The sequence below is a fragment of the Fibrobacter sp. UWB3 genome (assembly GCF_002210405.1).
In the GTDB taxonomy this organism is placed as follows: Bacteria; Fibrobacterota; Fibrobacteria; order Fibrobacterales; family Fibrobacteraceae; genus Fibrobacter.
The window spans coordinates 50,445-70,449 of record NZ_MWQJ01000006.1 but is presented as its reverse complement, the minus strand read 5'-3'; the positions used below and the strand labels follow the sequence as shown (position 1 = coordinate 70,449).

Here is a 20,005-nt window from a genome sequence, read left to right as displayed (position 1 = left end):
CATATTGAAAACGAAGTTTTCAAATATGCATTTCCAGCCCGTTTTGTGTTCTGTAAACACCCCCAAGGTCAGGATGCACACGCTGAAATACGCAAGTATTTTTAAGCGTGTATATCCTGACCGTTTTTGTGTTCTGTAAACACCCCTATTACACATTTTATCCCCTCAACCCATTGTCAAAACCGCAATGGAAAATGTTTACCGCTAAGTGATAATCGCCAATCCAAAAGGTATTTTCTTCATAGGTAAAATGGGAAATAAACCTCAAGGAGTAAGAGGTATGTTTGGTAAAATTTTTAAGAAGGCGCATTGCGTCCTTTCTCTTGCCGTATTGGCGAGTCTCACTACATTTTCATTTGCAGACAACATTAATGTGAACGGCACGAACCGTACCATGAATGTGTATGCGCCGAAAAATATTGAAAAGGGCCGCCCGCTCATCATCCAGATGCACGGTATGAATCAGGATGCCCCGTATCAGCAGAACGCCGCCAAGTGGGAGCCGATTGCCGATACCGCACGATTTGTGGTCGTGTTCCCGAACGGTCAAAACAAGGCCTGGGACATCGGTGGCGACAAGGACATCAATTTCCTCAAGGCGATTATCAACGAAATGTACAACAAGTACGGCATTGACAAAAATCGAGTGTATGTTTCGGGATTCTCGATGGGCGGCATGATGAGCTACCATGCGGCAAACAAGATGGGCGATATGATTGCTGCCATTGCCCCGGTTTCTGGTGGCGGTGGGGTGAATTCTCCCAAGCGCGCCATGCCGATTATGCATACCCACGGCACTTCCGATGACGTGGTAAATTACAACAGCACCGTGAATACCCTCAAGGGCTGGGTCTCTGCGCAAAAATGCTCTTCAAGTTCCAAAGTCACAAAGCCGTATCCATCAAGCAAGCCGGGTTCTGCCGCCTCTCTCGAAGTCTGGAGCGGCTGCAAGGATAACGTCGAAGTCCGCTTGCTCACCATTGCAGGCAAGGGCCACTGGTATTCCATGGACGAGGCGGTCAGTGTCAACACGAGCGTTGAAATCTGGAATTTCGTCAAGAATTATTCGCTGGACGGCTCTTCGCTTCTGCCGCCGATTGAAGTCCCGACCGACCGCGACAGCATTTTTAACGGTGGCTTCGATTCGACCGACGTGGCCTGGACTTTACAGACTCACGGCAGTGCTGCTGCTACAGGTGACGTGAAAAATGGCAAGTATCAGCTTGACATTTCTGCCATTGGCACGGAAAATTACCAGGTGCAGGTGATTCAGCATGACTTGCATCTCGAAAAAGGCCAGTGGTACGAAGTGAGTTTTGAAGCTAGCGCTGGCGCCTCTCGCACGCTCGAAGTAAACGTGGAACAGCACGTCGATCCGTGGGCAAGCTACCTCACCGAAAAGAAGAATTTTGAAATCGGCAAGGAATCCAAGAAGTATTCTTTCCAGTTCCAGATGACCGCCGCCACCGACAAGGATTCACGCTTGAGCTTCAATGCGGGCGCCTCGACAGGCACGCTCACGCTTGATAATGTCACGCTCAAGAAAATTGCGGAACCGGACCCGGGAACAATTGCGTTAGCGCCATCTCTCCGCCTCAAAACGGCAAGCGGCAAGTTCGGTGTCTATAACCTCGCGGGCAAACGCCTCGGATTTGTCGAAATCATCGAAAACGACGTGCCGAATCTGCAAAAAGCGATGAAAAATGCAGGCTATGGCAAGGGCGTTTACATCTTGCGTGATAAAGCCCGTTCATTCATGATGCCCGTGGACCGGTAAAAGGCTAAAAAGTTTCGTTCTCTCTCACCAAGAGCGCTCCCTGGCTTCGGGGACGCTCTTTTTTTACATCTCTCAATAACTAACCACTAGAAACCAATGACTCTTGACTAATAAATAATAACTAATTATCCATCGTGGATAAAATGTCAAAGGAACATGTGTAATTCCTTTAATTTTTTTGTTTTTTAGGGGGTATTTTTAGTTTGGGGATGATTAATACTTAGGATACAGGAGTGCTTATGTTTGGTTTGAACAAGAAAAATGGTCGCAAGTTTGGAGTGCTAGCTTCTTTGGCTTTAGCGGGATTGGTTTCCCAGGCCTTTGCGCATCCGGATAGCTTGGTGCTTACGCCCCCGCTCGGGTGGAACAGCTGGAACGTTTTCCACGAAAACATCAACGAAAAGCAGATTCAGGAAATTGCCGACGCGATGGTCAATTCCGGCCTGAAGGATGCGGGCTACATCTACCTGAACCTAGACGATAACTGGATGGACACCAAGCGCGATGCCCAGGGCAACCTCCAGAACAACCCGAAGACTTTCCCGAGTGGCATGAAGGCCATCGCTGATTACGTGCATAAGAAGGGCCTGAAGTTCGGCCTTTACGGCGACCGTGGCAAACGCACCTGCCACCATTACAATAGCAACTGGCAAAGCGAAAGTGGTTCCAACGGCCACGAAGAACAGGATGCCAAGAAGCTCGCCGAATGGGGCGTTGATTACTGGAAGTACGATAACTGCGACTCGGATCCGAGAACGCAGGAAAAAGATTACACTGCAATGTCCAACGCTCTCCGCAATTCCGGACGCGACATCGTGTTCAGCATTTGCATGTGGGAATACAAGGACTGGATGCCGAAAATTGCTAACCTCTGGCGCACCACTTTCGACATTGGTCCCGAATGGATTTCGACTTCGTGGTACCGCGGCGTCTACGAAATTATCGATGCGAACAACAAGTATTGGCAGATTGCAAAGCCCGGTCACTGGAATGACCCGGACATGCTCGAAGTGGGTAACAGAGGCCTCTCTTACGAGGAACAGCGCTCCCAGATGACGATGTGGTCCATCATGGCTGCTCCCATCATGATCAGTTCCGATGTGCGCAACATGAGCAACGAGACTAAGGAACTCTACCTGAACAAGGACATGATTGCCATTAACCAGGACTCCTTGGGCGTTCAGGGCCACCGCATTTCTGACAAGAATGGCAAGCAGGTTTGGACCAAGCCTTTGAAAAATGGCGATATCGCCGTGGCGCTTCTCAACAATAACAATTCTACCCAGACCGTCGAATGCAACTTTAAAGACATTGGCGTAGAAGGCGAAGTAGAAGTCCGCGATGCCTGGAAAAAGAAGGATTTGGGACCGGTCTCTAGTGTTTCTATTGAACTCCCGGCTCATGGTTCTGCACTGCTCCGCTTGGTTTTAAAGCCGGTTCCGCGCGAACCGTTCAAGGGCAAGCCTCTTGACATTCCGGGTAAGATCGAAGTGGAAGATTTCGATGTGAACGGCGTGGGTCAGGGCAACACCACTTACAACGAAAGCGATACAGAAAATCACGGCGATTCCGATTACCGCCCGGGTACTGGCGTGGACCTTTACAAGAAGGCTACCGGTGTCATTGTTGGCTACAACCAGGCAGGCGAATGGCTTGAATACACCGTGAACGTTGCCGCATCTGGAAAATACACCATGAAGGCTTCCGTGGCTTCGGCCAATAGCACTTCGAGCTTCAAGCTCTCCATGGATGGCAAGGACATTACTGATGAAATCCCGGTTCCTGCTGCAACTGAGGGCGAAGACAATTATGACGAATACAACGAGGTCAAGGCCGACGTGAACTTGACCGAGGGTGAACACATTCTCCGCTTTACTGTAACCGGCGACTGGATGGATATTGACTACATCGAGTTCGTTGATGAAAAGGTTGGGCTTGCAAAAACTCGTCTCACGTCGTTTGAATCCGAGAATTCCTACAACGTGTTCAGCGCAACGGGTAAGCACCTCGGCCGCGTGGACTTGAACGGCGCAAGCATGTCGCAGGCGCTCAAGAACGCTGGGTATGCACGTGGCACGTACATGGTGCGCTCTGTCAAGGGTAACCAAATCCAGCGTGTGAACGTTCGCTAAATAGCACTTTGCGTTGTATCCCCGGCCTTTGTGCCGGGGCAGCATTGAGATTTCTCCTCACAAACACATTCAAAATGCCTCGCGCTTCCGCGAGGCATTTTGTGTAATTCCTAACTCTAAAAAAGAATATTCCACCCTCTCATAGCTATGGATAAACAGTCCACAATATCTTCCTCAAAACCATAAAAAAATAAGCTTTTCGAGAATAATTTTAAAGTGTTGTTAGGGCAAACTATGTTTGGTTTTTAAACGTGAGGTTAGGTATGAGCTTCCAAAAAATTGGCCATCTTATCGCAGTCTCAGCACTCTTCCTTGGTGCAACTGTTGCTACAGCCGCTGATCAGGCTACATTCTATGTCGCTCCCAATGGTAGCGATTCCAACAAGGGTACCGAAGAGGCCCCGTTCAAGACCATTACGCAGGCACAAAAGGCTGTGCGCGCCATCAACGGCACCATGACGGGCGATATTTCGGTCATTCTCCGTGGCGGTACCTACCAGCTTTCGTCTACGGTCAATTTTACTGAGGCTGATGGCGGTAAGGATGGTTTCTACGTCCGCTATAAAGCCTATCCGAACGAAACTCCGCTTATTACGGGCGGTATCCCGATGTCTGGCTGGACGATTCACGATGAAAAGAACAATATCTGGAAGGTCGAAGGTGTCGATGCCCGTTTCCGCCAGATGTACGTGAACGGCAAAAAGGCAATTCGCGCGCGTATGCCGAACTTGCTCGATAACGGCGACCATAACTTCTTCCGCTTGAACAAAGTGGACTCTGCCGGCAGCGCCTTCCTCGTCAACAACAGCGATATTGGCGAAGCCAACTGGAAGAACTTGAACAAAGTTGAAATCCACTTGATGATTGCCTGGGCCGAAAGCATTTTGCGCCTTGAATCGGCTACAAAGAACGGCAATGTCACAAAGCTTGAACCGCGCGACCCTGAAAGAACAAAGCTCTTTAAGCGCAAATACCCGATGCTTGGCACGGCTTTCATGAGCAATCCGCCGAAGCAGCAGGTCTACTACCTTGAAAATGCTTACGAATTTATCGACCAACCGGGCGAATGGTACTTGGACGAATCGACCGGTACGCTTTATTACAAGGCCCGCGCAGGCGAAAACATGGCGACCGCAAATGTCGTCGTTCCGCGCGTCAATACGCTCTTCAGCATTCTCGGTAAGGATACTAAGAACAAAGTTGGTTACATGTCTTTTGAAGGCATAACCTTTGCAAACTCCAATTTCTTGCGTCCGAGCGAAGAAGGCTTCCTGGATTTGCAGGCAAGTATGTTCAACATTGACGTGCTCCCGGAAAATGGCCGCCTCGGCAGCAATAAGTTCCTCCTCTGGCGTCCGGATGCTGGTTTCCGCGTCGAAAATGCGCACCATTTCAAAATCAAGAATTGCACGTTCACGCAGATGGCTGCAACTGGTCTTGACTTTGTCTCTGGTACAAATGATGACGTGATTGAAGGCAACGTATTCTATGAAATCGGCGGCTGCGGCATTATGCTCGGCAAGTTCTCTCAAGACTCCACGACCGAAATTCACATCCCGTACAATCCGACCGACAAGGAAGAAATCAGTACCCGCGATACAATCCGTTACAACCTCGTGACAAACGTTACCAACGAACATCAGGGTGCTGTGGGTATTGCCGCTGGCTATCCGCGTTATGTCGTCATCGAAAATAACGAAGTGTCTTATACAAACTATTCCGGTATCTCTGTGGGCTATGGTTGGACCAAGCAGCAGACAGCCATGACGAACAACAAAATTAATAAGAACAACATCCACCACATTGCCCGTTTGCTTTGCGACTCCGGTCCGATTTATACATTGAGTAACCAGGGCACGGGTAGCGAAATCAAGGAAAACTACATCCATGATATGTCCCAGTCCAAGTGGTCGGATTACTGGATTTTGCCGATTTATCTTGACGAAGGCTCTAGTGGCTTTGCTGTCGAAAACAACTCTTACAAAAACGCTCCGAGCGGCGTTGGCCGTAACGCTCCGGGTCAGTTTACCGAAAAGAACAACAATGGCTACATCGCTTCTGTTGCCGAAGCTGCTGGCCTTCAGGGCGAATTCAAGAACATCGGGGATCGCATCAACACTATCCCGCTTCCGGATTTCTCCAACGTGGTTCCGCAGGCTCCGTTTGTCGAAAACATGACAATCCCGGGCACCATCGAAATGGAAAACTACGATGAAGGTGGCCAGAGCGTTTCCTTCAACGATAAGGACTTTGTGAACGAAGGCGGCGTCTACCGCGAAGATGGCGTGGACATCACTCAGATTGATTCTACCGACAAGACTAAGGGCTACGCTGTGGGTTACACGCAAGCTGGCGAATGGATGGAATACACCGTGAATGTCACAGCTGGTGAATACGTGTTCCTTGCAAACGTGGCTACCGGTCTCGAAGGCTCTAGCTTCCAGCTCTTCATGGATGGCAAGGCTATCAGCGATACGATTGTTGCCCCGAAGGGCGAAGACTGGAATACTTACGGCACGGTTGAAGGTAAGACCACCGCTCTTGAAGCTGGTGAACATGTGCTTCGTGTGGCCATCACGGGTGCTTACTTGAACATCGACTGGATCAAGTTCGGCAAGTCCAAGGATGAAATCATTTCCATCAAGCCGAGCGTCCGTTACGGTTTGAACATGGATATCTCTCGCAGTTCCACGCTGAACGTGTTTGATGTCCGTGGTCAGCACATGGGCGTCATCCGCGTGATGGGCATGCCGACAACGAGCTCTGTAATGCAGGCTATGCATGCAAAGAACTTCAAGTCTGGTGTCTACTTTGTCCAGAGCGTGAACAAGGCATTTGGCAAAATGATTCAGGTAAAATAATTTTGGAGTGGGATGACTATGAAACTTACAAATAAACTTTTGCTCGCGTTTGGACTTGGTTTTGCGTCCAATGCGCTTGCTGAAAATCCGATTATCCAGACGTACTATTCGCCGGACCCGGCTCCGGTCGTGTTTGGCGATACCGTTTGCGTGTACACGGGAAACGACGAAGGCGGTTCCTTCTTTACCATGCACGGTTGGCGCGTCTCTTGCACCACCGATATGGTGAACTGGACCGATATGGGCGAACTCATCCTCACGAATGAAAGCTTTGGTGGCAATGCCAAGAAAAACGGTGACTGGGCTGCTCAAGTTGTTCGTCGCAATGGCAAGTATTACTACTACGTGACTGTAGAATCGACTCGCGGTGGCCGCGCTATCAACGTTGCCGTGGCCGACAAGCCCGAAGGCCCGTTCAAGGATGCGCGCAATGGACAGCATCTCGCTGGCCCAAACTGGGATTACATTGACCCGACCGTTTGGATTGACGATGATGGCCAGGCTTGGCTCTACTGGGGTAACCCGAAGCTCTATTACGCCAAGCTCAAAGAAAACATGATTGAGTTCGATGGCGACATCAAGGTGACGGACATGAGTCGTGGCTTCTCTCCGAGCGGAAACTCCGTTTACACTGAAGGTCCGTGGATTCACAAGCGCGATAAGAAGTATTACATGATTTACGCTTCCCATGGCGTGCCCGAAAAGATTTCATATTCGACAAGTGATTCTCCGACGGGTCCGTGGAAGTGGGGCGGCGTCATCATGGATCAGGGCAACGGGACTGCGTTCACAAACCATTCCGGTCTCATTGACTTCAAGGGCCGTAGCTTCTTCTTCTATCACAACCAGAAGAACGTGAGTGGCGGTGGCTATAGCCGTTCTACTGCGGTTGAAGAATTTACCTGGAATGCTGACGGTTCGATTCCGACCATCAAGTCTACGAATGATGGCGTCAAGAAACCGATTAAGAACCTTGACCCGTTCACGCGCGTTGAAGCCGAAACGAAGTCTTGGGTCGGTGGCATCAACGTCGACAAGAGCGGTGGATACACCATCATCAAGCATGTGGCAAAGCAGGGCGATAATGTCTACCTTACCAACATGGGCTCGAACTTCTATACAAAGGTTCGCTCCGTGGATATGGGTGATGGCGCAGACCGCATCATCGTTTGCACGAGAGGTAATGGCGGTAAGATTGAACTCCACGCCAAGTCCGAAACAGGTGCAACGCTTGCAACGATGAATATTCCGGCAAGTTCTAGCTGGCAAGAAAACACCTTCGACTTGAAGGATGCTGCAGGCGTTGAAGACTTGTTCTTTGTTGTCAAGCAGGGTGGTTTCGATTTCGACTATTGGTACATGGAAAGCGAAAAGACTGCTGTTCCGCAGACCCCGTTTAAGGAAGTCGCATCTGCAATCCCAGGCAAGATTGAAGCAGAAGATTACGATGTCGGTGGTCACAACAAGGCCTTCTACGATAACGACCGCGAAAACAAGGGCGGCGCCTATCGCGAAGACGAAGTGGACATCGTGCAGATTGATTCTACGGACAAGTCTAAGGGCTACGCTCTCGGTTACACCGAAGATGGCGAATGGGTGGAATATACCATCAATAACCAGCTTGCTTCGGAATACACCATTGTATTGAACATGGCTACGGCATCTGATGATGTCGGCGTCCAGTTCTTCATTGACGACAAGGAAATTACCGATGTCATCAAGGCCGAAAAGGGCGAAGATTGGGATCATTATTCTACGGTTGAAGCAAAGACCAAGGAAATCCCGAAGGGCGAACATGTACTCAGAATGCAGATTGTCGGGAACTTCGTGAACGTAGACTGGTTCAAATTCTGCATGGGCTTTGATTGCGAAGAAAGCTCGATTGCTCTCCCGAAATCTCGCGTGGAACTCCAGATTCCTAAAAAGATTTACGCAGTCTTTGGCATGACGGGCAAGTTCCTCGGCAATGTTGAAGTGAACGGTCAGAGCGTTGCAAAGTCCATCCGCGCCGCAGGCTTTGTGCCGGGTGTGTACATGGTCCGCAGCGTTGGTCAGTCCAAGACCTTCCGCGTCCTCGTGAAGTGACACAGAAAGTGTCATCCTGAACCCGTTAGCGACCACGTCATCCTGAGCGAAGCGAAGGATCCAGTAACATTCCAAAATGGCGACCTCCGGGCCGCCATTTTTTTGTCATAAAAAGTCCTGACATCTCGAATTAGAACATTCCAAATCGCAATAAATAAAAACTTTCCTGCGCGTTCGACCTTTGATAAAATGTCCACAGAACCTTGTTTTAGAGGTGAAAAAAAATTCGTTTTTGGGGGTATCTTTGAATTAGGAATATGATAAGGGAGGACTTATGAACTTTGGTTCTAGTTTGTCTTTGGTTTTGTCTGCTGGACTATTGTCCGCAGTATCTTTGTTTGCCCAGCCCAACGATGAATGGAATGGCAAGCCAAGAATTTTTGGTGTGAATAGGTTGAATCCGCACGTGACTTCGATGCCATATACGACAGTCGAAGAAGCTGTGAAGGGCGACCGTCACGCTTCGGAATGGTACCAGACGCTTTCGGGCGAATGGAGATTTTACCATGTCGATAAGCCTAGCCAGCGTAACAATGATTTCTACAAGGACAACTATGATGTTTCCAAGTGGGATAAAATCAAGGTTCCGAGTTCTTGGCAGCTTTTAGGCTATGACCATCCGATTTATACCAACGTTATTTATCCGTGGTCCCAGAATAACCGCGTTTCTGCGCCTTATGCCCCGACAGACTTTAACCCGGTCGGCCATTATCGCCGCAACTTTACGGTTCCCGAAAGCTGGAACGGCAAGCGCATCCGTTTGCATTTCGAAGGCGTTGAATCCGCTTATTACGTATGGGTGAACGGCAATTACGTTGGCTATAGTGAAGATACTTTCACGGGCCATGAATTTGATATCAACAAGTACCTCCGCAAGGGCGAGAATAACATTTCCGTACAGGTGTTCCGCTGGTGCGACGGCTCCTGGCTCGAAGACCAGGACTTTATCCGTCTTTCTGGCATTATGCGTGACGTTTATATTTACGCAGTGCCTGAGGTCCACATTCAGGACTTCCAGATTGATGCTACTCTCACGAATAATTATAAAGATGGCCTCTTGAAGACGACCGTTTGGGTCTATAATTCTACAGGTAAGCAGTCTGGCGAATACACTGTCGAGCTTTCCTTGTACGATGCTTCCGGTGCCGAAGTCATCAAGCCCTCTGCCCAGAAGGTTTCTGGCATTGGTGCTGCTGGTGAAAAGAGCGTGCATTTCGATCTCCCGCTTTCTTCTCCGAAGCGCTGGTCTGCCGAAACTCCGGACCTCTATTCCGCAGTGCTCACGTTCAAGGACGGGTCCGGCAAGATTATCCAGGTTGAAAGTAACAAGATTGGCTTCCGCAAGATTGAAATCAAGAAAGAAAACGGCGCTCCGCGTTTGCTCGTGAACGGCATGCCGGTGAAGTTCCACGGTGTTGACCGCCACGAACTCGATCCGGATGATGGCCGTGCAGTCACTTACGACCGCATGGAAAAAGACGTGATTCTCATGAAGCGTTTCAATATCAATGCGCTCCGCATGTCCCATTACCCGAACAACCCGGTGATGTATGATTTGTGCGACAAGTATGGTATCTACGTGATTGACGAAGCGAACGTCGAAAGCCATGGCGCCAACAACGACCTTCCGAAAAATAGCGACGACTGGCGCGCCCCCGCTGTGGACCGCATGAATTCCATGGTGCAGCGCGACAAGAACCATCCGTCCATTATTCTCTGGTCCCTCGGTAACGAAGCGGGTAACGGTAATGTGTTTGCCTCGGAACGTGAACGCGCCCACCAGATTGACTCCACTCGCTTTGTGCATTACGAAGGCGACTGGAACAACGCCGATGTGAACAGCTGGATGTACTTCGGTCCGGATGCAATTCAAAATTATAGGGATGCTAACAAGCCGATTATGTTGTGCGAATACGAGCACGCTATGGGCAACTCCGTGGGTGATTTGCAGGAATACATGGATGCCTTCTATGGCAACCCGCGTGCTTTCGGTGGCTTCATTTGGGACTTCATCGACCAGGGTCTCCGTCACAAGGGAACTCCGTACTTCGAATTTGGTGGCATGTGGGGCGACTGGCAGAACGACGACAACTTCTGTGCAAACGGCCTTGTGTTCCCCGATCGTAAAATCCAGCCGGAAATGTGGGAAGTCAAGTACCAGTACAGTCAAGTTCGCGTCCACAACGTAGACGCCGCAAAGGGCAAGATTGAAATTGAAAGCCGCTACCTCTACAAGAATCTTGGCGACTTCCTCGATGCCTTCTGGCAGATCAAGGAAAACGGTAAGGTGATTAAGGAAGGCAAGATTGACGGTTCCCAGATGAACATCGGTCCGAACCAGAAGAAAACCGTAACGATTGACATGCCAAAGATTGAAACGACAGTCGGTGCCGAGTACTTCCTGGATATCGATTTCCGCCTCAAAAAAGATGAACTCTGGGCTAAGGCGGGCTACAGCATCGGTCATGAACAGTTCGGCATTGATTTAGGCCAGCTCTGGTCTACTGAAATTGATGTGAGCACCATGGAGGCCCACAAGGTCACTAAGAACAATGGTCTCACGATTGAAGGCTCTGATTTCAAGATTAAGTTTGACGAAAAGTCCGGTACGCTTGCAAGCTACGTTCTTGATGGCGATACGATTATCAAGAACGGCGGCCGTCCGAACTTCTGGCGCGCCCCGATTGATAACGACAAGGGCTTCAACATGGAACGCGGCCATGGCGAATGGCGCAAGGCAAGCAACAACCGCTCTGTCACTTCCGAAGTCAAGGAAGTTTCCGCTCGCGAAACGCAGGTGACGTTCAATTTCGGTTTCCCGGATGTCGGCAGCACCCGCATGAAGCTTACGTACACGGTTTACGGCAGTGGCGATATCGTTGTGGAATACACGCTCAACCCGGATGGCACCAAGAGCTATTTGCCGAACGTGGGTACGCTCTTCACGGTTCCGGGCGGCTATGAAAAGGTCCGTTACTTTGGACGTGGCCCGGACGAAAACTACATCGGCCGTAACCGCGGTAGCTTTATGGGACTTTATTCGACGTATGCAGACTCTATGACCGTCATGTACATGGAAATTGGCGAAACGGGCCAGCGCACCGATGTCAAGTGGGCTACGCTTACAAACGAAAAGACCGGCAAGGGCCTTATGATTGTGGGTAACCCGCGCATGGAATTCAGCGCCCAGCACTACACTCCGGAACAGCTCACCAATGTGAAGCTGCCGTGGGAACTCAAGCGCGACAAGGATATCACGCTCCGCGTGGACTTGCACCAGATGGGTGTCGGTGGCATCAACTCCTGGGGAGCCGAACCGCTCAACGCTTACCGCCTGAATGCCAATCGCGAATACTCTCACAAGTTCCGCATAGCTCCGATTCGTAAGCAGTTGAACGATCCGACAGAATACTCGCTGCTTGGTTTCAAGAACTTTGGCTGGAACAAGGAAATTCCACCTGCTAAGTACGGCCTGGATGAAATCAATAAGATTTACGAAAATCAGCCGGATAAGGACATTACGGAAGGTGCAAATCCTGATACGGAAGGGCTTATTCCTGTAGCGCTCCCGGGCAAGATTCGTGACCTCTCTGTCGCAGAAAAGAACTACAATGTCTTTGATGCTCAGGGCAAGAAGGTCGGTGCATTTACGACTCGCGGTGTCGAGGACCTCCATGCGATTACATCTGGACTTGTGAAGAACTCCGGCGTGTATATCGTGAAGTCTCAAAACGGCGGCCAAGCTTTCCGCATCACCGTTAAGAAGTAAGAAATAATCGATTGAAGAACTGTCATCGCGAGGCTTCCAACAGCGCCCCGCGATGACTTTTTTATTATGTCACCCCGCACTTGTTGCGGGGTCACCTTCTTGAGACTTTTTTGATGTCACCCCGGATTTATTCCGGGGTCACCATTTAAGAAGATCCAGTGAAATTTTTTATAGAAAATGCATTGATAAAAAATCAATGAGAAGAATTCTAAACCTATATGAAAACCCCTCTCCGAGGGGTATTTTTTATAAGGGAAAAGAATACAGTGTGTTTTGGTTATGAGGAGAATACTATGTTTAAAACAAAGAAATCTTTAGCAAGCCGAATCCTTGGTACTGCAGCGCTTGTTTGCGCTGTCGGCTTTACAAGCACTTTTGCAACAACGGACAATCCGCTTACGCTTTGGTATAATAGCGATGCTGGTTCTGAATTCACGAACGCGCTTCCGATTGGTAACGGCTACATGGGTGGCCTTATTTACGGTGGTGTTGAAAAGGATTACATCGGCCTTAACGAAAGTACGGTTTGGTCGGGCGGCCCTGGCGACAACAATAAGCAGGGTGCTGCAAACCACTTGAAAGATGCCCGTGATGCCTTGTGGCGTGGCGACTATCGCACGGCAGAATCCATCGTGAGCCAGTACATGATTGGACCGGGGCCTGCAAGTTTCCAGCCGGTGGGCGATCTTGTGATTTCTACTTCGCACAAGGGTTCTTCCAATTACCGCCGTGAACTTGATCTTAAGACTGCAATCGCAAAGACAACCTACACGGTGGGCGGCGTCAAGCATACCCGTGAATATTTCGCTAGCTACCCGGACCATGTGATTGTCGTTCATTTGTCTGCGGACAAGGATGGCTCGGTGAGTTTTGGTGCAACCATGACCACGCCGCATCGCAATAATAAAATGTCGAACAGCGGCAACACGCTCATTTACGATGTTACCGTCAATTCCATCAAGTTTCAGAATCGCTTGACTGTTGTTACCGATGGCGGCAAGGTCAGCGTCGTAAACGGCAACATCAATGTCGAAGGTGCAAACAGCGCAACGCTTATCCTCACGACCGCTACAAACTTCAAGTCCTATAACGATGTGAGCGGTGATCCGGGTGCCATCGCTTCCGATATCATGTCGAAAGTTGCTAAGAAGTCCTATGAAGATTTGCTTGCAGCACATCTCAAGGATTACCAGACCATTTTCAACCGCGTTAAGCTCGACCTTGGCACGGCTGACAAGAGCGCAGGCGACATCACCTCCACTCGCGTGAAAAATTTCAATTCCACAAATGACCCGTCTCTTGTAGAGCTTCATTACCAATATGGTCGTTACTTGCTCATCGCAAGCTCCCGTAAGGGTGGCCAGCCGGCCAACTTGCAGGGCATCTGGAACAAGGACACGAACCCGATTTGGGGTAGTAAGTACACCACGAACATCAACCTCGAAATGAACTACTGGCCGGCAGAATCCGGCAACCTTGATGAATGCGTTTGGCCGCTCATTGACAAAATCAAGTCCATGGTGCCGCAGGGCGAAAAGACCGCTAAGGTCCACTGGGGCGTTGACGAAGGCTGGGTCGAACACCACAATACCGACCTTTGGAACCGTTCTGCTCCGATTGATGGCGCATGGGGTCTTTGGCCGAGTGGCGCTGGTTGGCTCAGCACGCACCTTTGGGAACACTTCCTCTACAATCCGACCGACAAGGAATACCTCAAGGATGTTTACCCGACGATGAAGGGTGCCGCACTCTTCTTCGTGAACAGCCTCGTCGAAGAACCGACTACGGGCAACAAGTATTTAGTCACCGCTCCGAGCGATTCTCCGGAAAATGACCACAGTGGATACAACGTTTGCTTTGGCCCGACGATGGACAACCAGATTATCCGCGACGTTTTGAACTACACGATTGAAGCTTCCAAGATTCTCGGCGTTGACGAAGATGTCCGAGCCAAGATGGAAGCAACCGTCAAGCGCCTCCCACCGACAAAGACGGGTAAGTACGGACAAATTACGGAATGGCTCCAAGATTGGGATGATCCGAACAACAAGAATCGTCACATTTCTCACTTGTACGGCCTTTTCCCGAGTTCTCAGATTACTCCGGAAGAAACTCCGGACTTGATCAAGGGTGCAGGCGTTACGCTCCAACAGCGCGGCGATGATGCTACCGGTTGGTCCTTGGCTTGGAAAATCAACTTCTGGGCGCGCATGCACGATGGCGACCATGCTTACAGAATGATTCGCATGCTTCTCACGCCGAGCAAGACTTACAATAACTTGTTCGATGCGCATCCGCCGTTCCAAATTGATGGTAACTTCGGTGCAGTCTCTGGCGTGAACGAAATGCTCATGCAGAGCCACAACAACAGAATTAATCTTCTTCCGGCACTCCCGTCGCAGTGGGCAAACGGCTCCGTGAAGGGCATCCGCGCTCGCGGTGGTTTCGAAATTGATTCCATGGCATGGAAGGGTGGCAAGCTCACGTATGTCGCTATCAAGTCTCTCGTTGGTGGAACATTGAATGTCGTGTCCGGCTCTAACAAGTACTCGACTGCAACGGTTGCGGGCAAGGTTTATGAATTCGATGGCAATCTCAAGGTGACGAACGCTCCGTTCGAACCGCTTGAAATTACTGACAAGATTCAGGCCGAAAACTATGTGGCTATGGATGGCGTGCAGATCGAAGAAGATTCTTTGGGTACTCCGAACATCGGCTGGATCAATGACGGCGACTGGACGCAGTATTACGTGAATATCCCAACGGCTGGCAGTTACACCTTGACGGGTCGCGTTGCGACAGGCTCCGAAAAAGAAAGTGTCATCACGGTCACGGATTCTTCGGGCAAGATTCTCGGAACACTCTCTGTGGACCCGGCAAAGTCTAAGGGCTGGAACGACTGGTACGAAACTTCTACGAAGATTACGCTCCCGGCGGGCAAGCAAAAGCTTACGTTCACGTACACAGGCGAAGATACTTACCTTGGCAACGTAGACTGGTATAATTTGAAGTCTGATCTGACGGCACTCCCGCAGGTCAAAATGCATAATGCTTCGCTTTCCGTAAGTCGTGTTCCGTACTCTCACGCCTCCATTGCGCTGATGGTGAATGCCCCTGCAAATGATTACGTTGTCCATCTCGTCGGTGTGAACGGCAAGTTCATTGGCTCGCAGCGCGGCCACGGCGAAGGCCTCGCCGAATTCGGCAAGAACGCTCCTCTTGCACCCGGCATGTACTTTGCCATCGTCAAGAGCGGCTCCCTGCAAAAGACCATGAAACTCACCGTTCATTAAGCTTGTCACCCCGCACTTGTTGTCTTTGACTACTTGCAGCTTTGCTGCTTAGTAGTCATGATCCGCGAATGGGGACGGGGGCACCTTACACACTTTCCTCCTCACTCACAAAGCCTGGGACTCTCGTAGCCCCGGGCTTTTTCGTGTTATGTCTCCCCGGATTTATTCCGGGGTCGCCATACACACTCGCAATTACAGATTCTTCCTATTGATAAATTGACAAAACAATTTGCATTCACGCATACGACATTCCACATCCAATAGCATACATTTATGGGTGGGGATAGTAGGTTAATAAAAAAAGGGAGGATCTCATGAAAAAGAGAGTTCTTGGTTTAGCTTTTCTTCTTTGTGCAAACTCATTCGCCGTTACAAGCCAATTCCGCGGCGTCAATTGGGCTGATAAGCGCGACAACTTCGTCTCGGACGTTCTCGTACTTTCGGGCTTAAGCCTTTCCGACAATCATGAATCGGCTTATGCCATTGCCGACCGTATTGTCGGGCAGTTCCAGGAAGTGCTTGGTACAAACAGCGTGCGCATGCCGGTGAACGAACCGACCATTCTTAAAGCTTTTGACATGTATTCGGGTGCTTTGGATGCTGCTCTTGAACATGGTCGAGTGGCTATGGGCTACTGGGGCCCTGCGCAGCCTGCGGGCCCCAAAAACATGGACGATTGGTGGAAAATGTGGGCGAAACTCGTCGAAACATACGGCGACCATCCGAACGCCTACTTTGAAATTTTCAACGAACCGCACATGTATAACAAGACGGACCTTCGCAATCTCTATGCGGACTGGCTCAAGAAATTCCCGAACGTCCCTCGCGACCACATTTTGCTCGATGGCTCCGGCCTCGCTTGGAACGTTCCGGACATCGCTGACGACCCGCGCTTTGAAGGCTGCCTCTTTGCCGTTCACGAATACACGTTCTGGAACATGAGCATCACTACCGAACAGGGTTGGAAAAACAGCTTCAAGGGCAAGGTTGGCAAGTACATTGACCGCACCGTTTGCACGGAATGGGGCGGCGCCATGAGTCCTGGCGACAAGGCGGGCGTGCATTACGACTATCAGGATTACAACAAGGCTCCGACCAACTACTTCACCGCTTACATCCGCGGCATGTCCGATCAGCTCCGCGAATGGGAAATGGGCAGTTTCTACTGGCCGGGTCTCCGCGATGGCGACTGGTACAGTATGACCAAGCGCAGCGGGGAAGGCGTAAACACCAAGCTCCAGATAGTGAACCAGTCTGGCGTGGACCGCATGCAGATGGCCTGGGCCGATACTGTTGAAACAACGCCTCCTCAACAGGATCCGTTTGGCGGTTTTGATGCGGATGGAAAAGCAATCGCAGGCAAGCCTGCCGCAATCCCTGGTAAAATCGAAGCCGAAAACTATGACCTCGGCGGTAGCCGCGTCTCGTTCTACGACAAGTCTTCCGCAAATGAAGGCGGTGCTTACCGCAAGGATGCTGTGGACATCGTTGTCCTTGATTCCGCGGATCTCTCGAAGGGCTACGCTTTAGGCTACACGCAGGATGGCGAATGGCTTGAATATACCGTCAATGTGGCAAAAACGGCTGAATACAGCGTTGCCGTCCAGATGGCGACCGCTTCCGAAAAGGCCGGTGTACAACTTTTCGTCGACAACAAGGCTGTTTCTGACAGCATCATCGCAAAACAGGGCGAGGATTGGTCCACTTATACCGCTGTGCAAGCCCAATTGGGTGAAATTGCAGCCGGAGAACACGTCTTCAAGATGCAAATTGTGGGCAATTACGTGAATATCGACAATATTCGCTTCTGCGAAGGTGAAAAATGCGAAGAAACGGTCGGAATCCGCGCAAATCGCGCTTCCTCCGTGCGCACTCTCGAAAACTCCTCCCCGCGCCTCCGCGTCCAAAACAACAAGCTTTTCGTCGAGAAAAACGGCCGCCACTTCGACCTCACCGGCCACCGCATCAAGTAAGCATTGTCATGCCCGCCGAAGCCTCTCATGCCCGACGCCTGTCCTCGCTTGACGGGGATGATCGGGCATCTCCATTACGAATATTCCATTATGGACTTTTTATCAATGATAAGTATTTGCTTTTTTGGAGCACTTTTCAAAAAAGAGGATAAGTTTAGAATGGTTATGGGTATTAACCGTGTACGAGGATTAGGTATATGAGAAAACTGTCTCTCTCTTTGGCTGCAGTAGCCGTTGCTGGTTTTGTCTCCGTTGCTAACGCTGCCCTTGCCGATGGCGGTGCAAAATTCCTGGGCAATATTACTACGGGTGGCCAAATCCGTAGCGACTTTGCTCAATATTGGAACCAGATTACACCCGAAAATGGTTGTAAATGGGGCTCCATCCATTCCCTTTCTAACGGCAACAGCGGTACAAGCAAGTTCGCCTGGGACAACTTCGACAAGTGCGAAAGCGCCTACAAGTGGGCCAAGGAAAAACCGGGCGAACGCCACTTCAAGTTCCACGCTCTCGTTTGGGGTTCCCAATACCCGAACTTCCTCTGCAAAAAGAAAAATCCGGGCATTACCGTAGAACTCACCAAAAAGTACATCACCGAATGGTTTGATGCCGTTGCCGCGAAGTTCCCGGACCTCGAATACATTGACGTGGTGAACGAAGCTATTTGGGCGGGTAACAACTACCACTCTGGTTACGGCAAGCCTGCTGCAGGTGCCGAAGGGCACAGCACCGACGATACCGAATGCGGCGGCTCCTACATTATCGAAGCCCTTGGCGGTGACCGCGTGGTGAATGGCAAGCACCAGTACGACTTTATCACGAATGCCTTCAAAATGGCCCGCGAACGTTGGCCGAAGGCTGTACTTATCTATAACGACTACAACACGCTCTCCTGGCAGATCAACGAAGGTATCGAACTTATCCAGACCATCGTCAAGAATGGCGCTCCGGTCGATGCCTACGGTCAGCAGGCTCACGACTGTAAGGGCATGAGCAAGTCCGATTTCGAAAGCAAGATGACCCGTATCCATAACGAGACGGGCCTTCCGCTCCTCGTTTCGGAATACGATATCGGCGAAGCGGACGATACCAAGCAGAAAAACGATTACGCAAACCAGATTCCGTTCATGTGGGAAACGCCGTGGGTTGCTGGCATCACCATCTGGGGCTACATCAACGGCTCTACCTGGGTCCAGAACACGGGTCTTATCGAAAAGGATGGTCGCAAGCGCGCTTCCATGAATTGGCTCGAAGACTACTTCGCCAAGAACTTGAGCAAGGGCAAGAACGATGTGACCTTCACTCCGGTTGAACCCGAACCGCAGCTTCCGTTCAAGGGTGAAGCGATTGCCATTCCGGGTAAGGTCGAAGCCGAAGATTTCGATATTCCGGGTGTGGGCGTCAACGAAGACGGTACGAGCAACCAGTCCTATAGCGACGATTCCGAAAATCACGGCGATAGCGATTACCGCAAGGACACGGGCGTTGACCTTTACAAGAAGGCGACCGGCGTAATCGTGGGCTACAACAGTGAAGGCGACTGGCTCGAATGGACCGTGAACGTGAAGGAAGCGGGCGACTACACGATGTTTGCCGCCGTGGCTGCCGCGGGTTCTACCTCCAGCTTCCAACTCTCTCTCGATGGCAAGGCGCTTACCGAAAAGATTACTGTCCCCGCTGCCAAGGAAGGTGAAGAAAATTACGACGACTACAACAAGGTCAAGGCCAACGTGACTCTCCCGGAAGGCAAACATGTTCTCCGCATGGATGTAACCGGCGCCTGGTTTGACGTGGACTACTTCACCTTCGTGAAGGGCAAGGACGCTACCGACCCCGAACCGATCGAAGAAGAAATTCCGGATGCCATTCAGTCGAACCTCCGCATGAATTACCCGGTTCTCAGCGATTACGATGTCTTTGACATGAACGGCGTCCGTCTCGGCCGCATGAGCGCCTACTCCGTAGACGAAGCCGTGATGACCCTCAAGAATACGAGCGCCATCAAGGTCCAGGGAATCTACCTGCTTCGTTCCGTCAAGAGCGGCATGGTAAAGTCCGTCCGCGTGACCCGTTAAAATATCCTAATCCATAACTTCCCCGAATGGGGGAGCCTTA

The 20,005-nt window shown here is 50.6% G+C and carries 8 protein-coding genes; all 8 read left to right on the top strand.

The features are described from left to right. The first annotated feature begins 280 nt into the window (after window positions 1–280). The 8 genes from B7991_RS08310 to B7991_RS08275 all read left to right on the top strand — a co-directional run bounded on the left by B7991_RS08310 (window position 281) and on the right by B7991_RS08275 (window position 19,965). Window positions 281–1,777 carry a carbohydrate binding domain-containing protein gene (locus tag B7991_RS08310; RefSeq protein ID WP_088630405.1) on the top strand — a complete coding sequence of 499 codons (1,497 nt, stop codon included), beginning with the start codon at window positions 281–283 and terminating at the stop codon, window positions 1,775–1,777. Window positions 1,778–2,016: 239 nt separating this feature from the next. Next, window positions 2,017–3,909, top strand: coding sequence for a carbohydrate-binding protein (locus B7991_RS08305; protein WP_088630404.1), 1,893 nt, complete (start codon window positions 2,017–2,019; stop codon window positions 3,907–3,909). A gap of 263 nt (window positions 3,910–4,172) precedes the next feature. After that, on the top strand, window positions 4,173–6,770 hold the full coding sequence (locus B7991_RS08300; RefSeq protein WP_088630403.1) for a carbohydrate-binding protein: 2,598 nt from the start codon (window positions 4,173–4,175) through the stop codon (window positions 6,768–6,770). Between the two features lie 18 nt (window positions 6,771–6,788). Further along, window positions 6,789–8,855, top strand: coding sequence for a family 43 glycosylhydrolase (locus B7991_RS08295; RefSeq protein WP_088630402.1), 2,067 nt, complete (start codon window positions 6,789–6,791; stop codon window positions 8,853–8,855). 274 nt (window positions 8,856–9,129) lie between these two features. Then, window positions 9,130–12,624, top strand: a complete 3,495-nt coding sequence (locus B7991_RS08290) for a glycoside hydrolase family 2 TIM barrel-domain containing protein (RefSeq protein WP_088630401.1) — start codon at window positions 9,130–9,132, stop codon at window positions 12,622–12,624. 293 nt (window positions 12,625–12,917) lie between these two features. Continuing rightward, a complete protein-coding gene (locus B7991_RS08285; protein ID WP_088630400.1) occupies window positions 12,918–15,917 on the top strand; it encodes a glycoside hydrolase N-terminal domain-containing protein in 3,000 nt (999 codons plus the stop codon). Window positions 15,918–16,231: 314 nt separating this feature from the next. Beyond that, window positions 16,232–17,890, top strand: a complete 1,659-nt coding sequence (locus B7991_RS08280) for a carbohydrate-binding protein (protein ID WP_088630399.1) — start codon at window positions 16,232–16,234, stop codon at window positions 17,888–17,890. 197 nt (window positions 17,891–18,087) lie between these two features. Further along, window positions 18,088–19,965: an endo-1,4-beta-xylanase gene (locus B7991_RS08275; protein ID WP_088630398.1), complete on the top strand. Its 1,878-nt coding sequence runs from the start codon at window positions 18,088–18,090 to the stop codon at window positions 19,963–19,965. Window positions 19,966–20,005 lie beyond the last annotated feature (40 nt).

Excerpts from the sequence above, each read along its gene's own strand:
- B7991_RS08310 (WP_088630405.1), top strand. The coding sequence starts at position 281 with ATGTTTGGTAAAATTTTTAAGAAGGCGCATTGCGTCCTTTCTCTTGCC.
- B7991_RS08305 (WP_088630404.1), top strand. The coding sequence starts at position 2,017 with ATGTTTGGTTTGAACAAGAAAAATGGTCGCAAGTTTGGAGTGCTAGCT.
- B7991_RS08300 (WP_088630403.1), top strand. The coding sequence starts at position 4,173 with ATGAGCTTCCAAAAAATTGGCCATCTTATCGCAGTCTCAGCACTCTTC.
- B7991_RS08295 (WP_088630402.1), top strand. The coding sequence starts at position 6,789 with ATGAAACTTACAAATAAACTTTTGCTCGCGTTTGGACTTGGTTTTGCG.
- B7991_RS08290 (WP_088630401.1), top strand. The coding sequence starts at position 9,130 with ATGAACTTTGGTTCTAGTTTGTCTTTGGTTTTGTCTGCTGGACTATTG.
- B7991_RS08285 (WP_088630400.1), top strand. The coding sequence starts at position 12,918 with ATGTTTAAAACAAAGAAATCTTTAGCAAGCCGAATCCTTGGTACTGCA.
- B7991_RS08280 (WP_088630399.1), top strand. The coding sequence starts at position 16,232 with ATGAAAAAGAGAGTTCTTGGTTTAGCTTTTCTTCTTTGTGCAAACTCA.
- B7991_RS08275 (WP_088630398.1), top strand. The coding sequence starts at position 18,088 with ATGAGAAAACTGTCTCTCTCTTTGGCTGCAGTAGCCGTTGCTGGTTTT.